Raw genomic sequence first — 22,941 nt, forward strand, 5'->3', positions numbered from 1 at the left:
GCGGTCATTCAGGCCGGAGCAGGGCAGGGAGTGAGTGGCATGGCAGCGGCGGCAAAGGCACGCGGACTGGATCATGTGGTGATTGCGGTCCGGGATCTTGACCAGGCGGCAGAGGCCTTCGAGGCGCTCGGCTTCACGCTGACGCCCCGCGCCCGCCACCCCTGGGGAACAGAGAACCGTCTGGTCCAGCTGGACGGTGCTTTCCTTGAACTGCTGACAGTCCCGTCCGGTGCCGCCATCGTGCCGGCCACAGGAACCGCCTTTTCCTTCGGCCGGTTCAATCAGGATTTTCTGGAGACACGGGAAGGTGCATCCATGCTGGTGCTGGACAGCACCAGCGCGGCAGAAGACCGTGCAGCCTTTGCGGCCGCAGGGTTGCCGGTGTTCGATCCCTTCTCCTTTGGCCGGGAAGCTGCTGCGCCTGATGGCACCGTGCGCAAGGTCGGGTTTGACCTGACCTTTACCCGGGACGCGGATGCGCCGGAGATTGGCTTCTTCACCTGCCACAATCTCTATCCGGAAAATTTCTGGAGGCCGGAGTTCCAGCGCCATGCCAATGGTGCGGCTGCGCTGGCCGAAGTGATTCTGGTAGCGCGGGATCCGGCTGACCATCACATTTTCCTTGAAGGCTTCACCGGCGTGCGGGAACTCAGGGCCACCAGTCTTGGCATTGAATGCCAGACAGCCCGTGGCAAGATCTCGATCCTGTCGCCCGTTGCCTACCGCCACCTTCTCGGTGATGCGGCAGCCGATGCGCTGCCGGGAGCGTTGCCCTGCATTGCCGCCCTTCGGTTGACGGGTAAGAACGTTGCTGCCCGGTCCGTCATTCCTGCTGGCAGCCTTTGCGGCGTGACGCTGGTCGTGGAGCCTGGCTGACGCAGCCGTTTGGCGGACTGTCTTCACCGGATGTTGACAGCTTCGTGGATAGTCTCAGAAAGTGTTTTTTCCGGGTTGCGCCCAGCCGCCTTCCGGCATAAACACACCGCCAGCAGACGGGCGCAGCGGCGCATCTGTTTCCCTAGCGGGAGCGAGTAGCTCAGTTGGTAGAGCAACTGACTTTTAATCAGTTGGTCCAGGGTTCGAGTCCCTGCTCGCTCACCACTCTCCTTAATAACCGGGTCGTTTGATGCTGTGTGCCGGACACAAGGCGTGCACTGCTTTTCGCGCGCGCGCCGGATTGATTTGAGAGTGCAAGTTCGTTTCAGCTGCAAGAGCCACTTTTTTCTGACATGTAGCGGCGCAAGATCTGACCTCTGACAAATTACACATCGTTAGTTGTGCAGATCTACGGATAAAATCGAGTGAGAGCCCTTCCAAACAGCCATTCGGTTAAAAATTGACTGGATTGTGTACTGGGTTACTCATAAAATACAATCACAGTAGGTGCGGTGGGTCGCGGGGGCCGTGCAATCTTTTTCAGGTTGCCGATAGCCTCACGTTACGTTTGTCCCTAGCGCCAGATCGATATCTGGCAGATTGGCTCGCTCGATGCTGGAAAACCCTGCTTCGCAATCAATGACCTCGCCGGAGTTCGACTTCGTAAAGGCCAACATCGCCGCCACGCTGACCCTTGTGAATGCACTGATTCATCAAGGAGCTGTGAATCGCGACCTGCTCGACGAGTTCCTGGCGGGTGTGGTCTCCCAGCTGCCGCACAACCGGCAGACCCTTGCATTGCGGCTGGTCCTGGATCAGTGGCGGCAGGGACTGCGCGACGGCCGCGACGTCGGCGTTGTGATACGTCCGAGCTTTGAGGTCGTTGACGGCGGGCTTCAGGACAGCTGAGCTGCCTTGCTTCTTTCCGATCAAGCTAGGCTTGCTGAGCAAAGCCGTGCTGTTCAAGGATACGAACTGTCTTGCTGCAATCCGCAAGCCTGATGGTTCGTTCGAGGGAGGGCACCTCGCGGCAAGGTGATCGAACTATGTCGATTCCTCGCGGGATGCGCGCTTCTGCCATCTTCATTTCATCCCCTGCAATGCGGTAAGACCAAATACCAAGTCTTGCGATGCTGGCGCATCGTGCCTTGAACGCACATGGATCCGGCGTTGCCCGGTATGGTTTGCGGCAGAATCTCTGACAAAGGTGGCGGGAATGATTCAGGAAGTGACACTGGCAGGTGCTGTTTTCGCCGGAGTTCTGTCCTTCGTTTCTCCATGCGTGCTGCCGCTGGTGCCGCCTTATCTGGGCTTTATCGCCGGGACCAGCCTTGAAGAGCTCTCTGCCGGCGACCGGACCGAGGAGGCCGTGCGGCGCGTGTTCTTTGCTGCGCTTGCCTTCGTGGCGGGGTTTTCGACCGTCTTCGTGCTGCTTGGCGCCAGTGCCTCCTTCCTCGGGCAGATGGTGACGCAGCATATTCAGATCCTCGGCTATGTCGCCGGTGTGCTCACCATCGTCATGGGGCTGCACTTCCTCGGGCTCTTCCGGATTCCGCTGCTCTACCGGGAAGCGCGGGTGCATCTGGACCGCAAACCGGCGGGCCTTGCCGGAGCCTATGTGATCGGCCTGGCTTTTGGCTTTGGCTGGACACCTTGCGTGGGGCCTGTTCTGGCGGCCATTCTGTTCGTAGCCGGCTCCGAGGAAACAGTGGCGCGTGGTGCCATTCTGCTCAGCGCCTATGCCATGGGCCTTGGCATTCCGTTTCTGATCGCGGCGCTCTTTGCAGGGCCATTCCTGCGCTTCATGCAGAAGGCCCGCCGCCACATGGGCAAGGTGGAGAAGGGGATGGGCGTCGTTCTGGTGCTCACCGGGGTCATGTTCCTGACCGGCCAGATGGCTGTCTTTTCCTATTGGCTGCTCGAGACATTCCCGCAGTTTCAGGTGATCGGCTGATCCGTTGGTGACAACCGGAAACCAGCTTCTGCTTACCTGAAACTTTCCGGAAGGGGTTCGCCAGAAAAGAGTGTCGGCGCGCAGGCCTTCTGTTCCAGTTCAAGACGCAGGCAGGCAACGGAGGCCGCAGCAGCATTTGCGAAAGGTCCGGCCAGAAGCCGCACGGATTCAGGATCGTCTCCGGCCGGCTGGGTCAAGGCGCGCAAGCCGCTCATCTTGTCCGTATGGGCCGAAGCAAAGGTCTCCCAGCTGTCACTGGCCGCGGAGCGTGAGGCATAGCGGCCGATCTCAATGGCAAAATCGCTGCGGCCGATACGGTCCGCACTGCCAATGGTGCGTCCGGCCGGGTCGACGGGGCGGATCATCAGGGCACTCCCGTCATCCTCCGGCGGGGTCTGAGCATCTTCTGGCGCAGGTTCCGGCGGAATGGCCGCGGTCGTTGCAGGCGGCGGCGTGCTTGATGCGGGGAGGCTGACAATCCGGACCGGCCGCACTGGTTCCGCCGGTGACGACAACGCCGCAGTTCGCCCCTCGTAGGAGCTGCCCGGAGACTCAGCTACGGCGCCCGCCGGTGACATGATTGCGCTGATGTCTGAGGCGGCAAGAGGCTTTGCCGCGGCAGAGCCAGGGTCCGCCAGGGTTTCAGGAGCTGGTAATGTCTCTACGGCGGCCTGCCGTGTCTTGCGCGGATCGGGCTTGGGCAGGCTTACCGCGGTCTTCGGGCTTTTGGCCTCTTCGGGATCCAGCTTCGGCAGATCTCCTGCATCGTGGAGCGTTCCGCTCCGCTCCGATGTGCCTGCAGCGATGTCCGCAAGCCTTGGCTGGGCAGGTGCGGGGACATTGTTCTCTATCGATCCAGTTATGAGACCGCCGCTGGTCCCGGTCTCGAGCGATGCAAGTCTGTTCGAATAGCCGTCGTTCAGCTCCGTCATCTGAAGAACACGCCGCCGCAGGGAGACCACCTCTCTTTGCAGCGTTTCCAGCCGTGACTCGAGCAGCCGTATGGATTCTGCACCGCCTGTTCCAAGCGGAGAGGGGAGAAGGCCAATGGATACGGTTTCGCCATCCTTCACCACAGCTTCCGTCCGGCCGATACTTCCGGTCGGCCCGGAAACCTCGCCAGCAGGCGGCAGCATGACGCCTGCGTAATTCTGCCCGTTGGCCGGACGGGCCGGAGCAAACCAGTAGGCCGAAAAGCCGACAGTGCCGAACAGAAGCGCGAACAGAGCCCATGCGGCAATGTCGAGGCGTGCCCGGGCCATATCTGACCCGGACCCCCTGACACCGGCATCCTTCTTGCGGCTCTCCACGGTGGCTATCCTGCACCCGTTACGGCGAATCTGTTGCTATCCATGTGATATCTTGTCCCTAAACATGGTTAACGAACAGGGAATTACTGCGGCCTGCGAGGCTGTTCTGCAGGGAACTGTGGATCGGCGGCTTGCATCTTTTGCAAAAGGGCGGGAAAAGGCTGGCAAGGGTTCAGGGGGCCCGCCGAAGCGCGGAGCAAGGTGCGCAGGCCACCTGTGCCCATCAGCAAGACCGGCAGAAAGATCCCATGTCCAACCGCAGCCTCCTTTCCATCATCCTGGCCGCAGGCCTCGGAACACGCATGCAGTCAAGCTTGCCGAAGGTGATGCACGAGATCGGCAGTCTTCCGCTTATCGGCCATGTGCTGAAGGCCGTAAGCAGTGACGGCAATCGCGTTGCCGTTGTCGTTGGGCCCGGAATGCCGGCGCTGGAAGCGCTCGTTGCAAAACTGTCGCCCGGCGCGAGCTGCCACGAGCAGACCGAACGGCTCGGCACTGCCCATGCAGCGCTTGCCGCCCGCAGTGCCCTGACACCCGCTGCCGACGACGTGCTGGTTCTGTTTGGTGATACGCCTCTGGTAACGGCGGATGCGATTGCCCGCGTGCGGGCGGGGCTGGCGGCAGGGGCCGATGTGGCTGTTCTGGGCTTCGAGGCCGCCAATCCCTTTGGCTATGGCCGCCTCTTGATGCAGGGCAATCAGCTTCTTGCGATACGTGAGGAAAAAGACGCAAGTGACGAAGAACGAAAGGTAACTTTCTGTAATTCGGGCATCATGGGCTTTCAGGGCGCAATTGCCGCGGAGCTGCTGTCTGCGATCGGCAACGACAATGCCAAGGGCGAGTATTATCTGACCGACGCCGTGGAGATTGCCAATGCGCGCGGGCTGAAAGTGGTTGCGGCCACCACCGGCGAAGATGATGCACGCGGGATTAACAACCGCGTTCAACTTGCTGAATGTGAAGAGATTTTCCAGAACAGAATGCGCCGTGCCGCGCTGGAGCGCGGCGTCACTCTGCAGGCGCCTTCCACCGTGTTCTTCTCCCATGACACGGTGCTTGAGCCGGACGTTCTGGTGGAACCCAATGTTGTGTTCGGCCCCGGCGTGCGTGTTGCCTCCGGTGCCCGCATCCGCGCCTTCAGTCATCTGGAGGGGGCTACGGTTGGGGCGGACGCCACAGTTGGTCCCTATGCCCGTTTGCGCCCCGGTGCGGAACTGGCCCGCGAGACACACATCGGCAACTTCGTCGAGGTGAAGAACGGCAAGATCGGCGAAGGCGCCAAGGTCAATCACCTCAGCTACATCGGTGATGCCGTGGTGGGGGCTAAGACCAACATCGGAGCAGGCACGATCACCTGCAACTATGACGGCTTCGGCAAGCATCTGACACAGATCGGGGCAGGCAGCTTCATCGGCTCCAATTCGACGCTCGTCGCGCCGGTGACCATCGGGTCGGGCGCTTATGTGGCGGCTGGCAGCACAGTGACGGAGGAGGTGCCGGATGACGCTCTCGTCATTGGCCGGGCCCGCCAGAGCGTGAAGGATGGCAGGGCCAAAGAGCTTCGCGCCCGCTTTGCTGCCGCGAAGGCTGCAAAGAAGAGCTGACGCAACGCAACCTGTCATCGTCTGAAACAGGGTTTGATTTCAACAAACTGACCCGTCTCGTCTAAGGGAGGCGGGTCAGATCGTTTCAAAGGGATTCATTTTCATGTGCGGCATCATCGGTATCGTCAGCCAGAGCGGCGTAGCGCCGCGCCTCGTGGATGCGCTGAAGCGCCTTGAGTACCGGGGCTATGACTCCGCCGGCATTGCTACGCTCGAAAACGGCATCGTCACCCGCCGCCGCGCGGAGGGCAAGCTGCGCAATCTGGAAGCCGTACTGGAAAAGGCACCGCTGCCAGGCGTTGTCGGCATCGGCCACACCCGCTGGGCTACCCATGGCGCACCGACCGTTTCCAACGCGCACCCGCATCAAAGCGGTGGCGTTGCCGTGGTGCACAACGGCATTATCGAGAACTATCAGGATCTGCGGGCCGAGGCGGTCGCCAAGGACTATCACCCGGTCACCGAGACGGACACCGAAGTGGTCGCGCTTCTGGTCAATGCAGCCATGGATGAAGGGCTCGGGCCAAAGGAGGCGGTGGCCTCGGTTCTGCCGCGTCTGCGCGGCGCCTTTGCGCTCGCCTTCCTGTTCGAGGGCGAGGAGAACCTTCTGATCGGCGCAAGACGCGGGTCGCCGCTGGCCATTGGCCACGGTGAGGGCGAAATGTTCTTTGGATCGGATGCCATCGCGCTGGCACCTTTCACCGACCGGATCACCTATCTGGAAGAAGGCGACTGGGCCGTTCTCACCCGTGACAGCCTCGCCATTTTCGACCGGCAGAACACCCCCGTCACACGCCCGGAAAGCAAGTCTTCCGTTGGCGCTGCCATGATCGACAAGGGCAACTACCGCCACTTCATGGCCAAGGAAATTCACGAGCAGCCGGAAGTCATCGGCCACACCCTTTCGCGCTATCTGGACCTGAGCGCCCGCAAGGTGCGTCTGCCGGATGGTATGAATGTGGACTTCAGCAATCTGACCCGGCTGGTCATGTCCGCCTGTGGCACGGCTTATTATGCCGGTCTCGTCGGCAAGTACTGGTTCGAGAAATATGCCCGCCTGCCGGTGGAAATCGACGTTGCGTCCGAGTTCCGCTACCGCGAGCTGCCGGTGTCGAAGGGCGAAATGGCGCTGTTCATCTCCCAGTCCGGCGAAACGGCGGATACGCTCGCCTCGCTGCGCTATTGCAAGCAGGAAGGCCTGACCATCGGCGCCATCGTCAACGTGCCGGAATCCACCATCGCCCGTGAGGCCGATGTGGTGTTCCCGACCGTCGCAGGCCCGGAAATCGGCGTGGCGTCCACCAAGGCCTTCACCTGCCAGCTGGCGGTTCTGGCTTCGCTTGCGATCGCCGCAGGCCGTCAACGCGGATTCATCAGCGAAGCGGAAGAGGCCGAACTGGTCGGCGCGCTTGCCGAAGCGCCCGGTCTGGCCGTACAGGCACTTGGCATCGAGCCGCGCATCGAAAAGCTGGCTCCGAGCCTTTCCCGGGCTTCGGACGTGCTCTATCTCGGCCGCAGCACCAGCTTCCCGCTGGCACTGGAAGGGGCGCTGAAGCTCAAGGAGCTGTCCTACATCCACGCTGAAGGCTATGCCGCCGGCGAACTGAAGCATGGCCCGATCGCGCTCATTGACGAAAACATGCCGGTGATCGTCATTGCCCCGCATGATGCCATCTATGAGAAGACCGTTTCCAATATGCAGGAAGTGGCGGCACGCGGCGGCAAGATCCTGCTCATCACCGATGAAAAGGGTGCTGCTGCGTCCGGCCTGGCGGCCAATGAGCAGGTGGTGATGCCCGAGCTGTCCGGCATCGTTGCGCCGATCATCTACGCCATTCCGACGCAGATGATTGCCTATCACGTGGCTGTGTTCATGGGTACGGATGTGGATCAGCCGCGCAACCTTGCCAAGTCGGTCACGGTGGAATGATCACGAGCCCCAAGCCTGTCATCGATACCTTCACCGAGGGTGACCGCCATCGCGTGGTCACCCTTTGGGGAGAGTGCGGCCTGACGAGGGCCTGGAACGATCCGGACAAGGATATCGACCGCAAGGTCGCAGACAGCCCCTGGGGCTTCCTCGTGCTGCGTCTGGGCAATGCCATCATCGGCAGCGCCATGTTCGGATATGACGGGCACAGGGGCTCGGTGAACTATCTCAGTGTCCATCCGGCCCATCGCGGCAAGGGCTATGCCCGGTTGCTGATGGAGCATGGCGAAGCGCTCCTGCTGGCGCGCGGCTGCCCGAAGATCAATCTTCTGGTGCGGACCGGCAATGAGCAGGTGATTGGCCTTTACGGGCAGCTTGGTTATGTCCCCGACGAGGTGGTGGAGCTGGGCAAGCGGCTGATCAAGGATGATTGATTATAAATCAATAGGATAACGGAGAAATATAAATCAGTATATGAGCCTTGTCAGCTGCGCGGATAGGACGGCCGTGACAGCACATAGGCAGCGCAGGCTGCCATGAATGCCAGGACGCCCAGGGCCAGTGGCCAGCCAGGATGGGCGCCGAGCCAGAACATGCCATAACCGAATGCCATGCCGCCTGTGGCATAGAGTTTGGCACGCGGCGGAATGACGCCATGTTCGCGCCATGCGATGACCTGGGGGCCGATGGAGGGGTGTGCCAGGATGCGCGCCTCCAGTTCCGGCGAGGATTTGGCGAACATGGCAGCAGCCAGGATAAAGAAGATAGTGCCCGGCATGACCGGCAGAATGGCACCGATCACCCCGAGGATGACGCATACTATTCCTGCAAACCGGTAGGCCAAGCGCCGCAATTCATCTCTCCGGTGTCCGTTTTTGGCCTATGATGCACCGCATCATCGCATGGACTTTGAAAAGCCCAAATCCGGAACACTACAATCCGGTTTACGCCCCCAGGGACAAATAGGGAAGACCGAATCCCCGGCAAGTTAAGGAGTATGTGCTCATGGATGATCCCGCCTCAATGCCGGACCAGCATCAGGATACACCTGCACGGGCTCACAAGAGCTTTGGTGCAAGGCTGAGGAACTCGTTTCTTGCCGGTCTCGTGATCGCCGGCCCTGTGGGGATCACGCTCTGGCTCACATGGTCCTTCATCCAGTGGGTGGACGGGCTCGTGAAACCCGCGTTGCCGCCCGCCTATAATCCCGACACCTATCTGCCATTCCCGGTGCCGGGCGTTGGCCTCATCGTCGCCTTTACGGCATTGTCTTTGACCGGTTTTGTGGCAGCGAACTTTCTGGGCCGGACACTCATTGGCTACGGCGAGCGTGCAGTGGCGCGCATGCCGCTTGTTCGTAATCTTTATAATGGTTTGAAGCAGATTTTTGAGACTGTACTTGATGAAAAGGGGGCCAGTTTCAAGAAGGCTGCGCTGATCGAGTATCCGCGTAAGGGGCTCTTTGCGATCGTGTTTGTGGCTACATCTGCAAAAGGAGAGGTGGCGCAGAAACTCCCGGGTGGCGGCGAAGAGGAGTACATTGCCGTGTTCCTGCCGACCACGCCGAACCCAACATCGGGGTTCCTGCTGTATCTGCCGCGCAAGGATGTGATCGAGCTCTCCATGACCGTGGAAGATGCAGCCAAACTGATCATTTCCGCCGGTCTTATCACGCCGGAGCATCCGCAGATCGTTGCAGCATTACCGGCGGATACCACAAAGCCAAAGGAATGAGAGCCTGGCTCCCATTGGGCGGCCGTTTACTGAGGGGAGAAACTCAGCCCGCCCGCAGCAGACGGATCGCTTCATCACGGGAAAAGAGGTAGAGCAGCGTGCGCAGGGCTTGGCCGCGCGGACCTTTCAGCTCCGGATCGGTTTCAAGGATCAGACGGGCATCGTCGCGGGCGGTTTCCATGAGATCGGGCCGCGCCTCTTCGCCCGCAAGCCGGAAGCCTGGGGTGCCGGACTGGCGTGTGCCAAGAATTTCGCCTTCACCGCGCAGGCGCAGGTCTTCCTCGGCGATGAGGAAGCCGTCATTGGTCTCGCGCATCACGGCGAGGCGTGCGGCGGAGGTTTCGCCCAGCGGCCCCTTGTACAACAACACGCAGGAAGATGGCCTGTCACCACGCCCGACACGCCCACGTAACTGGTGTAACTGGGCAAGGCCGAAGCGTTCGGCATGTTCGATCACCATGATGGTCGCGTCAGGCACGTCGACGCCCACTTCGATCACGGTGGTGGCGACAAGAACGCGGGCATGGCCTTCCTTGAAGGCGGTCATGGCCACATCCTTTTCCTCGGCGCTCATGCGGCCATGGACGAGGGCGACGGGAAGTTTCAGTTCCTGCGACAGATGCCGGTGCCTGTCCTCGACGGCGGCAAGGTCAATCTTTTCAGATTCCTCCACCAGCGGGCAGACCCAATAGACCTTTTGGCCCTCGGCCACCGCCGCCTTGATGCGCGCCACCATCTCGCCCATGCGCTCCAGCGATACGGAGACTGTGGTGATGGGCTTGCGCCCTGCTGGCTTGCCAATGAGGCGGGAGACGTCCATGTCACCGAAATAGGTCAGCACCAGTGTGCGCGGGATCGGCGTTGCCGTCATCACCAGCACATCGACACCCTTGCCCTTTGAGGAAAGCGCAAGGCGCTGATGCACGCCAAAGCGGTGCTGCTCGTCCACCACGGCGATGCCGAGGTTCTGAAACTCGACCGAACCCTGGAACAGCGCGTGAGTGCCGACGACCAGATCGATGCTGCCGTCCAGCAATCCGGCCTGCGTCTCGCGCCGGGTTTTGGCGCTGTCACGGCCGGTCAGCAGGGATATGCGGATGCCAGCGGCTTCGCAGAGCGGTGCCATGGAGGCGAAATGCTGGCGGGCGAGGATTTCGGTTGGCGCCATCATTGCTGCCTGTGCGCCTGATTCGATGACGGCGGCCATGGCGAGCAGGGCAACGATAGTCTTGCCCGCGCCCACGTCACCCTGCACCAGCCGCAGCATGCGGTGGGGGCTCGCAAGATCCGCCTCGATTTCGGCAACCGCCTGCGTCTGGCCTTCGGTGAGGGTAAAGGGCAGGGCGGCGAGGATCTTCGCCTTCAGTGCGCCATTTGCGATACGCGGCGCGCCATCCAGCTTGCGCATGGTGGCGCGCACCAGAGCCAATGCCAGCTGGTTGGCGAGATATTCGTCATAGGCCAGGCGGGCGCGGAACGGGGATTCGGGGCCAAGATCGCCCGCCTTTTCCGGCCGGTGCATCCGGGCCAGCGCCTCGTCGAAATCCGGCCAGCCCTTGCGTGCCGCAAATTCCGGGTCGAGCCAGTCCGGCATCACCGGCAGGCGGCCAAGCCCGGCGGCAATGGCCTTCAGCAGGGTGCGCGAGGCAAGCCCGGCGGTCATTGGATAGACCGGTTCCACATCCGGCATGGTTTCAGCCTCTTCGGGCGTCAGCACATAATCCGGATGCACCATCTGCGGGCGCTCGTTGAACCATTCGACCTTGCCGGAAATGATCCGCCGTCCGCCCACGGGCAGGGTCTTTTCCAGCCAGTCGCGGTGGGCATGGAAAAAGACAAGAGCGATTTCGCCGGTCGGGTCCCTGGCGATGATGCGATATGGCGCCTTGCCCTGGCGCGGCGAAGGCAGATGCCGCTCCACCACTACGTCCAGCGTTGCGATCTCGCCATTTTCCGAATGTGCGATTCCCGGCCGGCGGCGGCGGTCGATCACCCCGTGCGGCAGATGGAACAGCAGATCGAGAACGCTGGCCTCACGCCCCGGCGTGCTGCCGGTCAGCCCGTCCAGCAGCTTGGCGATCTTCGGGCCGATGCCGGGCAGCACCGAAACCGGAGCAAACAGGGGATCGAGAAGAGAAGGGCGCATGGCACAGGAATCCGCAAGACCGATGCCGCGTTTTGGCACGGTCTGGCGGCAAGGGCAATGAAGCCTCTTGAACCTTCAGGACATGCACCCCAAAACCTTGACCTGACAGAGCCGGTTTGCGGCGCTATATAGCACGGACGAAATGCTGTCCCGTTTGCGCCGGACGCGGAAACCCCGCGCTCCGGCTGCAGGCGTCAGGATGGCGCAAGCCCAGCGATGCGGAGAGACATGATGAGCGGCACAAGCGCAGAGACGGCAGCAGCACAGGATGATGCCCTGACCCACCGCAAGAAGCGCATCCTGTTCCGCACCTGGCACCGGGGCATGAAGGAAATGGACCTTCTGTTCGGCGGCTTTGCCCAATCGGAGCTCGACACGCTGACGGCAGCTGAACTGGACGAGCTGGAGGAGCTGATCAACGTCAATGATCAGGATCTCTTTGCCTGGATCACAGGCCGCAAGCCGGTTCCGGCGGAGTGGGACCGCCCGCTCTACCGGCGCATTCTTGCCTTCCACAACATCACGTCCAGCCGCACTGCCTGATCCGGCCGGATCGTCAGTCCGCAAACGCGCCTTCGCGCGCGGCGCAGAATTTCAGGGATAAGAACCGTGTTCGAGAGCCTTCTCCGCGACAAGGGCAACATCACGCTGGCCAGCGTGCCGGATGGGGCTGAGCCGCTGGCGCTTGCACGCATTCTGGACGAAGGGCCGAAGCAGGGGCTTTGCGCTGTCTTCGTTGCCCGCGATGCCACGCGGGCACAGGGGCTGATCGAGGCCCTGAGCTTCTTTGCGCCCGATGTGGAAGCCCTGTCGCTGCCCGCCTGGGACTGTCTGCCCTATGACCGTGTGTCGCCGAACCCTGCCATCAGCGCCCGCCGCTTGCTGGTGCTGGGTGAGCTGGCGAGGGGCTTGGAAGGTGCGGGACGCAAGGTGCTGGTCACCACCGTCAACGCTGCCGTGCAGCGGCTGCCGGAGCGCAGCTGGGTGGCGGGCCAGACCTTCTCCTTGAGCGCAGGCACGAGGGCGGATCTCACCTCCATTGCTGCCTGGCTGGAGCTGAACGGCTTTTCCCGCACGCCGACCGTGCGTGAGACCGGCGAATATGCGGTGCGCGGCGGCATTCTCGATCTCTTCGCGCCGGGCGCGGAGGCTCCCGTCCGCCTCGACTTCTTTGGTGATACGCTGGAGACCGTGCGCGCTTTCGATCCGGAAAGCCAGCGCACCACGGCGCCGGTGAAGCGGCTGGATCTGGTGCCGATGAGCGAGGTGGTGCTGACGGAAGAGGCGATCTCCCGCTTCCGCCGCAACTATATCGGCCGCTTCGGCGCAGCGCGGCGTGAGGATATTCTCTACCAGTCGGTCAGCGAGGGCCGCCGCTATGCCGGCATGGAACACTGGCTGCCGCTGTTCCACGAAACGCTGGAGACCCTGTTCGACTACGTGGAGGGTGTGCCGCTCGTCCTCGATTCCCGCGCCCCCGACGCCCTGCGCGAGCGGCTGGAGCAGGTGGCCGAGCATTACACGGCTCGCAAGGATGCACTCGACAATGGCCATCTGGCCGGGTCCGTGCCCTACATGCCTGTGGAAACCGGCGGGCTCTATCTGGCGCCGGAAGAATGGACGTCGCGCCTCGCCGATGCCGCCAGCTGCCAGATGGATGTGTTCACCCCGCCGCCTGGCTCGGGACGGCAGGTTGTGGATTTCGCCGGCCGGCAGGGCCGTAACTTTGCCGCCGAGCGTGCCGCTGGCGACGTCAACATCTTCGATGCGCTGGTGCGCCATGTGCGGGCGCTGGTGGCCGAAGAGCGCAAGGTCATTCTGTCCTGCTGGAGCGAGGGCTCGCGCGACCGGCTTGGGCAGATCCTGTTCGACCACGGGCTGGAGCTGGCCGCGCCCGCCGATACCTTCGCCAACATGCAGGCGCTGCCGCCGCGCACGGTGGCACTCAGCCTTCTCGGCCTTGAAACCGGCTTCGAGGTGGACCGGCTCGTCTTCATCTCCGAGCAGGACATTCTCGGTGACCGGCTGGTGCGCAAGGGGCGGCGCAAGGCCAAAGGGGCCAATGTCCTCACCGAAGCCACAAGCCTGTCGGAAGGCGATCTCGTCGTCCACGTGGACCACGGTATCGGCCGCTTCATTGGCCTGAAGACCATCGAGGCGCTTGGCGCGCCGCATGACTGTCTGGAACTGCAGTATCACGGCGGCGACAAGCTGTATCTGCCGGTCGAGAACATCGAGCTTCTGACGCGCTACGGCTCGGAAGAAACCGATGTGCAGCTCGACAAGCTGGGCGGCGGGGCCTGGCAGGCGCGCAAGGCGCGCATGAAGAAGCGCATTCTTGAGATTGCCGATGGCCTGATCAAGACCGCCGCTGCCCGCGCGCTCAAGACCGCACCCGTGATCGAGACGCCGGAAGGCGTCTATGACGAGTTCGCCACCCGCTTCCCCTATGACGAAACGGAAGATCAGCTGACCGCGATTGATGCGGTGTTCGAGGATTTGTCCTCGGGCCGCCCGATGGACCGGCTGGTCTGCGGCGACGTGGGTTTTGGCAAGACGGAAGTGGCCCTGCGTGCGGCCTTTGTTGCGGCCATGTCCGGCCGTCAGGTGGCGGTTGTGGTGCCGACGACACTCCTTGCCCGTCAGCATTTCCGCACCTTCTCGACGCGTTTTCATGGGCTGCCCGTCAACGTTGCCCATGCCTCGCGCCTCGTCAGCCCGAAGGAGCTTTCGGCCACGAAGAAGGGGCTGGAGGATGGCTCTGTCGATATAGTTGTCGGCACCCATGCGCTGCTCGGCACGGGCGTCAAATTCCGCGATCTCGGCCTGCTGATCATCGACGAAGAGCAGCATTTCGGTGTGAAGCACAAGGAGCGGCTGAAGGAGCTGAAGTCGGACGTGCATGTGCTGACGCTGTCGGCCACGCCCATTCCGCGCACCCTGCAGCAGGCACTGACGGGCCTGCGCGAATTGTCACTGATTGCGACACCGCCAGTGGACCGTCTTGCTGTGCGCACCTTCATTTCACCGCTTGATCCGCTGGTGGTGCGCGAGGCGCTGCTGCGCGAGCATTACCGTGGCGGCCAGAGCTTCTATGTCTGCCCGCGTGTGTCCGACCTCGGCGAGCGGGCGGAGTTCCTCGCCGAAAGCGTGCCGGAGGTGAAGGTTGCCATCGCCCATGGCCAGATGGCGCCGGGGCAGCTGGAAGACGTGATGAATGCCTTCTACGAGGGCAAATACGACGTGCTCCTGTCCACCACCATCGTGGAATCGGGCCTCGATATCCCGACAGCCAACACGCTGATCGTGCACCGGGCCGACATGTTCGGTCTTGCCCAGCTTTACCAGATCCGTGGCCGTGTGGGCCGCTCAAAGACCCGCGCTTATGCACTCTTCACCGTGCCTGCGGCCGGCAAGCTGACGGCAACGGCGGAGCGCCGCCTCAAGGTGCTGCAATCGCTCGAAAGTCTCGGCGCCGGTTTCCAGCTGGCGAGCCATGACCTCGATATTCGCGGCGCGGGCAATCTGCTGGGTGAAGAACAGTCCGGCCACATCAAGGAAGTTGGCTACGAGCTCTATCAGCAGATGCTGGAAGAGGCGGTCGCGCAGCTGAAGGATGGCGGGGACGAGCTTGGTGAAGACCAGTGGTCACCGCAGATCAACGTGGGTACGCCGGTTCTCATTCCGGAAAACTATGTGCCTGATCTCAATCTGCGCCTGTCGCTTTACCGGCGTCTGGCTGATCTGACGGAAGCGCAGGAAATCGACGCCTTTGGCGCGGAGATGATCGACCGCTTTGGACCGCTGCCGGAGGAAGTGCAGCACCTGCTGAAGATTGTCTTCATCAAGGGGCTTTGCCGCAAGGCCAATGTGGAGAAGGTGGATTCGGGGCCGAAGGGGATCGTTATTTCCTTCCGCAACAGCGAGTTCTCCAATCCGGCTGGGCTCGTCGGCTACATTGCCGAGCAGGGCGTTCTGGCCAAGATCCGCCCGGACCAGAAGGTGGTTCTGTCGCGCGATTGGGAGAGGGCGGAAGACCGGCTGAAGGGAACTGCCGTCATCATGTCCAAGCTGGCAAAGCTGGCCGGAGGCGGCAAGGCCGCAGCCTGAGCGGCGGCAGGGCGGGCAGAAACTCCCGCCCATGATCCTTCGGCTCCGCCCATTCGAGGCCTCTGTGCAAACCCTGCCATGGCAACAGATTTCCCGGCTGCCGCCACAATTGCGCAAGACTCTGTTAAGCGAGTCCCGGCACACTGCGATCAGTTTCAGACCCCACGTGTTCAGTAGGTCGATAAGTGTCCGCCACCACCCGTCAGCGCAAGAAGTCCTTCCTCGGCAGTCTCGTCATTCCGGTCGCCTCCGCTGCTGTGCTGGGCTATTTCGCCTTTCACGCGGTGAATGGCGAGTTCGGCATGGCCGGGCGCGAGCGTCTGGACAGGCAGGTGGCCCAGCTTGAGGCCGAGCTGGCAGACATCACGTCCGCGCGCGAGCATCTGGCAACGCGTGTGGCGCTTCTGCGTCCGGAAAGCCTTGATCCGGATATGGTCGATGAGCGCGCCCGCGTTATCCTAAACGTGGTGCAGGCGGATGAGCTGATCATCATGCGCGGCCGGTCAGTTGCAGCTAGATAACTGAAAAACGGTTTATATCGTCAAAATAACCGAAAATCAGTTAAGTTATAAAAAGCAATTCATTTCAATCGGTTGCTCAGCGTTGCCGCGCTGCACTCAACCTCTTGGATTGACAACGGCAAGCGGTTACCTTCCGCTTGCTGTCTAGGGGAAACGCCACGCAGAGACGAGGGACATGGCCGCTACAAAACAATCTTCCGCCGGTGCACGCGCGAAGGGCGCGTCCGGTCAGGGTGGTGCGGGCAACGCTGCTGCCGCCATCGCAAAATTCACGAAGGACGAAGAGCTTCACGCCTACCGTGAAATGCTCCTGATCCGCCGTTTCGAAGAAAAGGCAGGCCAGCTTTATGGCATGGGCCTCATCGGCGGGTTCTGTCACCTCTATATCGGTCAGGAAGCTGTCGTTGTCGGCATGCAGATGGCCAAGGTGGATGGTGACCAGATGATCACCGGTTACCGCGACCACGGCCACATGCTGGCCATGGACCTTGATCCCAAGGGCGTCATGGCCGAGCTGACCGGCCGCCGTGGCGGCCTGTCGAAGGGCAAGGGCGGCTCGATGCACATGTTCTCCAAGGAGAAGCATTTCTACGGCGGTCACGGCATCGTCGGCGCGCAGGTTGCGCTCGGCACCGGCCTTGGCTTTGCCAACAAGTACCGTGGCAACGGCAATGTCGCCATGGCCTTCTTCGGTGACGGTGCATCCAACCAGGGTCAGGTCTACGAGAGCTTCAACATGGCCCAGCTGTGGAAGCTGCCGGTCGTGTACGTGATCGAGAACAACAAGTACGGCATGGGCACGAGCGTCAACCGCGCTTCGGCCAACACCGACCTGTCCCAGCGCGGCGCCTCCTTCGGCATCCCGGGCGAGCAGGTGGACGGCATGGATGTGCGCGCCGTAAAGGCAGCTTCCGACCGTGCGCTGGCCTGGTGCCGTGAAGGCAACGGCCCTTTCATTCTGGAGATGGTGACCTACCGCTACCGCGGCCACTCCATGTCCGACCCGGCGAAGTACCGCTCCAAGGAAGAAGTCGACCGCATGCGCGGCGAACACGACCCGATCGAGCAGGTCCGTTCGCGTCTGCTCGAGAACGGCTGGGCCACCGAGGACGATCTCAAGGGCCTCGACAAGGACGTGCGCGCCATTGTTGCCGAAGCGGCAGAGTTTGCGCAGAACGATCCGGAGCCGGATGTGTCCGAGCTCTATACAGACATTCTGCTTTAAGGCCGGGGGGAATACATGCCGATCGATATTCTGATGCCGGCTCTCTCGCCGACCATGGAAGAGGGCAAGCTGTCCAAGTGGCTCAAGGCCGAGGGTGACAGCGTGAAGTCTGGCGATGTGATCGCCGAAATCGAGACCGACAAGGCGACCATGGAAGTGGAAGCCGTGGACGAAGGCACCATGGGCAAGATCCTGGTGGCCGAGGGTACCGAGAACGTCAAGGTCAACACGAAGATCGCCGTGCTCCTCACCGAAGGCGAAGACGCCTCTGCGATTGATGCCAGCGCTCAGGCTCCGGCGGCTGCACCGGCTCCGGCCGCTGCTGCTGCGCCTGTTGCTGCCGCTCCGGCTGCCGCTGCTCCGGTTCCTGCGCAGGCCGTCACGTCCGGCACTGCCGACAGTGACGCACCGGCCGGCACCGAAATGGTGTCCATGACCGTGCGCGAAGCACTGCGTGATGCCATGGCTGAAGAAATGCGCCGCGACGGCGACATCTTCATCATGGGTGAGGAAGTTGCCGAGTACCAGGGCGCCTACAAGATCACGCAGGGTCTTCTGGACGAGTTCGGTGCCAAGCGCGTCATCGACACGCCGATCACCGAGCACGGCTTTGCCGGTCTTGCCACGGGCGCTGCCATGACGGGCCTGAAGCCCATCGTCGAGTTCATGACGTTCAACTTCGCCATGCAGGCGATTGACCACATCATCAACTCCGCTGCCAAGACGCTCTACATGTCCGGCGGCCAGCTTGGCGCTCCGATTGTGTTCCGCGGCCCGAACGGCGCTGCGGCCCGCGTGGGTGCACAGCACAGCCAGGACTATGCCTCCTGGTATGCCCACATTCCGGGCCTCAAGGTCATCCAGCCCTGGTCTGCTGCCGATGCCAAGGGCCTGCTGAAGGCGGCCATCCGCGACCCGAACCCGGTCATCTTCCTCGAAAACGAGATCCTCTACGGCCAGTCCTTCGAGGTTCCGAAAGTCGATGATTTCGTCCTGCCGATCGGCAAGGCAAAGATCGAGCGTGCCGGTACGGACGTGACCATCGTCTCCTGGGGCATCGGCATGACCTATGTCATGAAGGCCGTGGACGAACTGGCAGCCATGGGCATCTCGGCGGAAGTCGTGAACCTGCGCACCATCCGTCCGCTCGACATCGACACGGTGCTTGCGTCCGTCCGCAAGACGGGCCGCTGCGTCACGGTGGAAGAAGCCTTCCCGGTCTGCTCGGTTTCCTCGGAAATCGGCTATCAGGTTCAGGAAAAGGCCTTCGACTTCCTCGACGCCCCGATCCTGCGCGTGACCGGCAAGGACGTTCCGATGCCCTATGCCGCAAACCTTGAAAAGCTGGCTCTGCCGTCTGTCAAGGAAGTCATCGACGCCGTGAAGGCTGTCACCTACAGGGACTGAGGCGAGGGAGGCCGCAATGCCGATCAACATCACAATGCCGGCCCTCTCTCCCACCATGGAAGAGGGCAACCTGGCCAAGTGGCTGGTGAAGGAAGGTGACAAGGTTTCTCCCGGCGACGTGATCGCCGAGATCGAAACCGACAAGGCGACCATGGAAGTGGAAGCCGTGGACGAAGGCACGGTCGCCAAGATCGTCGTCGCCGCCGGAACGCAGGGCGTAAAGGTCAACAGCCTGATCGCCGTGCTCGCCGGTGAAGACGAGGATGCTTCGGCTGTCTCGGCAGCGCCTGCTGCTGCGCCTGCCAAGGCGGAAGCTGCTCCGGCCAAGGCTGAAGCGGCTCCGGCTCCGGCCGCTGCTGCACCGGCATATGCCGGCCCGGCTCCGGTCAGCGCATCGGGCGAGCGCATCTTTGCCTCGCCGCTTGCCCGCCGTCTGGCGTCGCAGAACGGTCTGGACCTCAAGGCAATCGCAGGCTCTGGCCCGCATGGCCGCATCGTCCAGCGCGATATCGAAGCCGCTCTGAAGTCCGGCACCGGCAAGGCTGCTCCGGCTGCTGCCGCCGCAGCTCCTGCCGAGGCTCCGAAGGCGGCTGCCGCTGCAGCGCCCGCTGGTCCTTCCAAGGAGCAGGTGCTCAAGCTCTTCGCCGAAGGCTCTTACGAGCTGGTGCCGCACGATGGCATGCGCAAGACCATTGCCAAGCGCCTCACCGAGTCCAAGCAGACGATCCCGCACTTCTACGTGTCGGTTGACTGCGAACTCGACGCGCTTCTGGCCCTGCGCACCCAGCTCAACGACGCTGCGCCGAAGTCCAAGGACGGCAAGCCGGCCTACAAGCTCTCGGTCAATGACATGGTCATCAAGGCCATGGCTCTGGCCCTGCGCGATGTGCCGGATGCGAACGTCTCCTGGACGGACGATGCCATGGTCAAGCACAAGCACGCCGATGTCGGCGTTGCCGTGTCGATCCCGGGCGGCCTGATCACCCCGATCATCCGCAGCGCCGAGCAGAAGGCCCTGTCCACCATCTCCAACGAGATGAAGGACCTGGGTCAGCGCGCCAAGGACCGCAAGCTGAAGCCGGAAGAGTACCAGGGCGGCACCACCGCCGTGTCCAACATGGGCATGATGGGCGTGAAGAGCTTCTCGGCCGTGGTCAATCCGCCGCATGCCACCATTCTGGCGGTCGGCGCGGGCGAGCAGCGTCCTGTCGTCAAGAATGGCACACTGTCCGTGGCCACTGTCATGACGGTGACGCTCTCGACCGACCACCGCTGCGTGGACGGCGCTCTGGGCGCGGAACTTCTCGGCGCCTTCAAGGGCTACATCGAGAACCCGATGAGCATGCTGGTCTGAGTGACCCTCAGCGAGGCCCCGGCAGGTCCGGGGCCTTTCTGTCTTGAAAACAGAACGCGACATTCTTGCGAAACAAAGGCGAGGGAACTTCCATGGCCGATAGCTATGACGTCCTCATCATCGGGTCGGGCCCCGGCGGTTATGTGACCGCGATCCGTGCGGCCCAGCTCGGCTTCAAGACTGCCATTGTCGAGCGCGAGCATCTGGGCGGCATCTGCCTCAACTGGGGCTGCATTCCGACCAAGGCGCTGCTGCGCTCCGCTGAAATTCTCGATCACGCCAACCATGCCAAGTCCTACGGGCTGAAGCTGGAAGGCAAGATGACCGCTGACATCAAGGACGTGGTTACCCGTTCGCGCGGCGTTTCGGCCCGCCTCAATGGCGGCGTCGGATTCCTGATGAAGAAGAACAAGATCGACGTCATCTGGGGGGAAGCCAAGCTCACCAAGCCGGGTGAGATCGTCGTCGGCAAGTCTTCCAAGCCCGCCGTCGAGCCGCAGCACCCCGCGCCCAAGGGCGTGAAGGGCGAAGGCACCTACACGGCCAAGCACATCATCATCGCCACCGGTGCCCGTCCGCGTGCGCTGCCCGGCATCGAGCCGGATGGCAAGCTGATCTGGACCTATTTCGAGGCGATGAAGCCGGACTTCATGCCGAAGTCGCTGGTCGTGATGGGCTCGGGCGCCATCGGCATCGAGTTCGCGTCCTTCTACCGCTCCATGGGCGTTGACGTGACTGTCGTCGAAGTCATGTCCCAGATCATGCCGGTGGAAGATGCCGAAATCTCCGCCATCGCCCGCAAGGCACTGGAAAAGCGCGGCATGAAGATCATGACTGAGGCGAAGGTTGCCAAGGTCGAGAAGGGCGCCAATTCCATTACCGCCCATGTGGAGACCAAAGACGGCAAGGTGACCCAGATCACCGCTGACCGCCTGATTTCCGCTGTCGGCGTCCAGGGCAACATCGAGAACCTCGGCCTCGAGGCGCTTGGCGTGAAGACCGACCGCGGCTGCGTGGTCATCGACGGCTACGGCAAGACCAACGTTCCGGGGCTCTATGCCATCGGTGACGTGGCTGGCCCCCCGATGCTCGCCCACAAGGCCGAGCACGAAGGCGTCATCTGCATCGAGAAGATCGCAGGCCTGCCGGGCGTTCACGCCATGGACAAGGGCAAGATTCCGGGCTGCACCTACTGCAACCCGCAGGTCGCTTCTGTTGGTCTGACCGAAGCCAAGGCCAAGGAGCAGGGCCGCGACATCCGCGTCGGCCGCTTCTCCTTTGCAGCCAACGGCAAGGCCATTGCGCTGGGTGAGGACAATGGCCTCATCAAGACCATCTTCGACAAGAAGACCGGCGAACTGCTGGGTGCCCACATGGTCGGCACGGAAGTGACCGAGCTGATCCAGGGCTTCGTTGTGGCGATGAACCTCGAGACGACCGAGGAAGATCTGATGCACACGATCTTCCCGCATCCGACCCTGTCGGAAATGATGAAGGAAAGCGTTCTGGACGCCTATGGGCGGGCGCTGAACGCCTGACGGAAACCCTGCAGGGCCGCCCTCGCATGAGAGGCGGCCCTCTTGGCATTATTACTAGGCCGTAGCTCTTGCGGAACCTCGATGGTGTCTTCAGTGTTGATAAGGCAGCACGTCAATAGGGAGACTGCATCATGACACTTCAGACCGTGATCATCTGGGCGCTGATTGGCCTTGTTGCCGGGTGGATCGCCAGCTTCATCACTGGCGGCGGCGGGTTGATCCGCTACATCCTGACCGGTCTTGCCGGTGCCGTCGTTGGCGGCTTTCTGATGCATTACTTCGGGTTTTCTCTGAACCTGGGCAATGCCATTGCCAACGAGATTGCCGTGGCGGCCATCGGCGCCGTCGTTGTGGTCTTCGTCGCCCGCATATTGGCCTGATCCTACCGGCCTGAGCGGAGGGTCTTCCGGAGCAACTGAGCGCTTCCGGCGGCAGTGCCGGAAGCAGGGGAGGCACAGCGCATGATTTTCTGGATTATCATCGGGCTGCTGGCTGGCGCCATCGCCCACCGGGTGCTTGACAGCCGGGGCGGCTTTTTCGGCTCCCTCGTCGTCGGGCTGATCGGTGCGCTTGTTGGCGGCAAGCTCGCCGAAATGCTGCGGCTCAATCTGACCGGCGGCTTCATCGACCAGCTGGTTGTGGCGACAGTCGGGGCCATTCTGTTCCTGTTCGTCTGGCGCAAGATCAGAGGCCGCTGACAGGCGCACAGGAGAAGGGCGCCGCAGGATAAAGGTGAAGGGTAGGGGGCATCATGCCGGGTGATTTGCCAAGTCTGAGTGACTATCCGCTGCACAGCGAGGACAAGCTGCGCTATCGCGACACGGACCGTCAGGGCCATGTCAACAATGCTGTCTTCGCCACCTTTCTGGAGACCGGACGAGTCGAGGTGCTATATGGTGCGGGCAAATTGCAGCAAAGCCTTGCGGACGATGGCGCAGCCTTCGTCATTGCCCGGCTGGAGCTGGATTTTCTGGCCGAAGTGACATGGCCGGGCACTGTTGTGACCGGCACGCGGGTCAAGGCGGTTGGCCGCAGTTCCATCACGCTGGAGCAAGCTGTCTTCCAGAATGGCGCTTGTGTCGCGCGGGCCGTGTCCGTGGTGGTGCAGATGGATGAAGCCACCCGTAAATCCCGTCCCCTGTCGCCCGAAACCGCCGGCCGCTTCGCTGCGCTGAGCGGATCTTCCGAAAACGCATGACACCGCGGCAATGAGGCACTTGACCTTCTGCGCT

The 22,941-nt window shown here is 62.3% G+C and carries 20 protein-coding genes and 1 tRNA gene; 18 read left to right on the forward strand and 3 right to left on the reverse strand.

The features are described 5' to 3' along the window. Positions 1-39 precede the first annotated feature (39 nt). The 4 genes from V6L75_RS00735 (at position 40) to V6L75_RS00750 (ending at position 2,830) form a co-directional block, all read left to right on the forward strand. Complete coding sequence (locus V6L75_RS00735) at positions 40-876, forward strand: VOC family protein (RefSeq protein ID WP_334249630.1); 837 nt, start codon at positions 40-42, stop codon at positions 874-876. A gap of 149 nt (positions 877-1,025) precedes the next feature. After that, positions 1,026-1,101: transfer RNA gene (locus V6L75_RS00740), tRNA-Lys, on the forward strand. 387 nt (positions 1,102-1,488) lie between these two features. Next, entirely contained in the window at positions 1,489-1,785 is a 297-nt protein-coding gene (locus tag V6L75_RS00745; protein WP_334249631.1) for a hypothetical protein, read from the forward strand. A 307-nt stretch (positions 1,786-2,092) separates the two neighbouring features. Then, the gene (locus V6L75_RS00750) at positions 2,093-2,830 is read left to right on the forward strand and encodes a cytochrome c biogenesis CcdA family protein (protein ID WP_334249632.1); all 738 of its coding nucleotides are present in this window, start codon (positions 2,093-2,095) and stop codon (positions 2,828-2,830) included. A gap of 32 nt (positions 2,831-2,862) precedes the next feature. Here the strand turns inward: V6L75_RS00750 and V6L75_RS00755 are convergent, their stop codons facing one another. Continuing rightward, the gene (locus V6L75_RS00755) at positions 2,863-4,092 is read right to left on the reverse strand and encodes a hypothetical protein (protein WP_334249633.1); all 1,230 of its coding nucleotides are present in this window, start codon (positions 4,090-4,092) and stop codon (positions 2,863-2,865) included. 296 nt (positions 4,093-4,388) lie between these two features. On the opposite strand from V6L75_RS00755, the gene glmU reads away from it, so the two are divergent. From glmU to V6L75_RS00770, 3 genes are all read left to right on the forward strand, one after another. After that, positions 4,389-5,744 (forward strand): bifunctional UDP-N-acetylglucosamine diphosphorylase/glucosamine-1-phosphate N-acetyltransferase GlmU, encoded by a 1,356-nt coding sequence (gene glmU / locus V6L75_RS00760; protein WP_334249634.1) that lies wholly within the window; start codon positions 4,389-4,391, stop codon positions 5,742-5,744. A gap of 103 nt (positions 5,745-5,847) precedes the next feature. After that, a complete protein-coding gene (gene glmS / locus V6L75_RS00765) occupies positions 5,848-7,674 on the forward strand; it encodes a glutamine--fructose-6-phosphate transaminase (isomerizing) (RefSeq protein WP_334249635.1) in 1,827 nt (608 codons plus the stop codon). Beyond that, positions 7,671-8,108, forward strand: coding sequence for a GNAT family acetyltransferase (locus V6L75_RS00770; RefSeq protein ID WP_334249637.1), 438 nt, complete (start codon positions 7,671-7,673; stop codon positions 8,106-8,108). The genes glmS and V6L75_RS00770 overlap by 4 nt, the downstream gene beginning before the upstream one ends. Positions 8,109-8,158: 50 nt before the next feature. Here V6L75_RS00770 and V6L75_RS00775 read toward each other — a convergent pair whose 3' ends face one another. Then, positions 8,159-8,527: a YbaN family protein gene (locus tag V6L75_RS00775; RefSeq protein WP_334249638.1), complete on the reverse strand. Its 369-nt coding sequence runs from the start codon at positions 8,525-8,527 to the stop codon at positions 8,159-8,161. Between the two features lie 152 nt (positions 8,528-8,679). Between V6L75_RS00775 and V6L75_RS00780 the strand changes: the two genes are divergently transcribed. Further along, positions 8,680-9,408: a DUF502 domain-containing protein gene (locus V6L75_RS00780; RefSeq protein WP_425498636.1), complete on the forward strand. Its 729-nt coding sequence runs from the start codon at positions 8,680-8,682 to the stop codon at positions 9,406-9,408. Between the two features lie 43 nt (positions 9,409-9,451). On the opposite strand, the gene recG is transcribed toward V6L75_RS00780, so the two are convergent. Continuing rightward, on the reverse strand, positions 9,452-11,554 hold the full coding sequence (recG, locus tag V6L75_RS00785; RefSeq protein ID WP_334249639.1) for an ATP-dependent DNA helicase RecG: 2,103 nt from the start codon (positions 11,552-11,554) through the stop codon (positions 9,452-9,454). A gap of 231 nt (positions 11,555-11,785) precedes the next feature. On the opposite strand from recG, the gene V6L75_RS00790 reads away from it, so the two are divergent. The 10 genes from V6L75_RS00790 (at position 11,786) to V6L75_RS00835 (ending at position 22,907) form a co-directional block, all read left to right on the forward strand. Then, positions 11,786-12,097 (forward strand): FAD assembly factor SdhE, encoded by a 312-nt coding sequence (locus tag V6L75_RS00790; protein WP_334249640.1) that lies wholly within the window; start codon positions 11,786-11,788, stop codon positions 12,095-12,097. 66 nt (positions 12,098-12,163) lie between these two features. Beyond that, on the forward strand, positions 12,164-15,664 hold the full coding sequence (gene mfd, locus V6L75_RS00795; RefSeq protein WP_334249641.1) for a transcription-repair coupling factor: 3,501 nt from the start codon (positions 12,164-12,166) through the stop codon (positions 15,662-15,664). Between the two features lie 185 nt (positions 15,665-15,849). Then, positions 15,850-16,185: an FtsB family cell division protein gene (locus V6L75_RS00800; protein WP_334249642.1), complete on the forward strand. Its 336-nt coding sequence runs from the start codon at positions 15,850-15,852 to the stop codon at positions 16,183-16,185. Positions 16,186-16,360: 175 nt separating this feature from the next. Next, positions 16,361-17,410, forward strand: a complete 1,050-nt coding sequence (gene pdhA, locus V6L75_RS00805) for a pyruvate dehydrogenase (acetyl-transferring) E1 component subunit alpha (RefSeq protein ID WP_162544581.1) — start codon at positions 16,361-16,363, stop codon at positions 17,408-17,410. A 15-nt stretch (positions 17,411-17,425) separates the two neighbouring features. After that, positions 17,426-18,817 carry a pyruvate dehydrogenase complex E1 component subunit beta gene (locus tag V6L75_RS00810; protein WP_334249643.1) on the forward strand — a complete coding sequence of 464 codons (1,392 nt, stop codon included), beginning with the start codon at positions 17,426-17,428 and terminating at the stop codon, positions 18,815-18,817. Positions 18,818-18,833: 16 nt separating this feature from the next. Then, positions 18,834-20,171 carry a pyruvate dehydrogenase complex dihydrolipoamide acetyltransferase gene (locus tag V6L75_RS00815; protein WP_334249644.1) on the forward strand — a complete coding sequence of 446 codons (1,338 nt, stop codon included), beginning with the start codon at positions 18,834-18,836 and terminating at the stop codon, positions 20,169-20,171. 92 nt (positions 20,172-20,263) lie between these two features. Then, on the forward strand, positions 20,264-21,709 hold the full coding sequence (lpdA, locus tag V6L75_RS00820) for a dihydrolipoyl dehydrogenase (protein ID WP_334249645.1): 1,446 nt from the start codon (positions 20,264-20,266) through the stop codon (positions 21,707-21,709). Between the two features lie 131 nt (positions 21,710-21,840). Further along, positions 21,841-22,089 (forward strand): GlsB/YeaQ/YmgE family stress response membrane protein, encoded by a 249-nt coding sequence (locus V6L75_RS00825; RefSeq protein ID WP_019966306.1) that lies wholly within the window; start codon positions 21,841-21,843, stop codon positions 22,087-22,089. 81 nt (positions 22,090-22,170) lie between these two features. Beyond that, positions 22,171-22,407 carry a GlsB/YeaQ/YmgE family stress response membrane protein gene (locus V6L75_RS00830; protein WP_019966307.1) on the forward strand — a complete coding sequence of 79 codons (237 nt, stop codon included), beginning with the start codon at positions 22,171-22,173 and terminating at the stop codon, positions 22,405-22,407. Positions 22,408-22,460: 53 nt separating this feature from the next. After that, positions 22,461-22,907, forward strand: coding sequence for an acyl-CoA thioesterase (locus V6L75_RS00835; protein WP_334249646.1), 447 nt, complete (start codon positions 22,461-22,463; stop codon positions 22,905-22,907). Positions 22,908-22,941: the final 34 nt, after the last annotated feature.

The organism is Pannonibacter anstelovis (genome assembly GCF_036881715.1).
Lineage (GTDB): Bacteria > Pseudomonadota > Alphaproteobacteria > Rhizobiales > Stappiaceae > Pannonibacter > Pannonibacter anstelovis.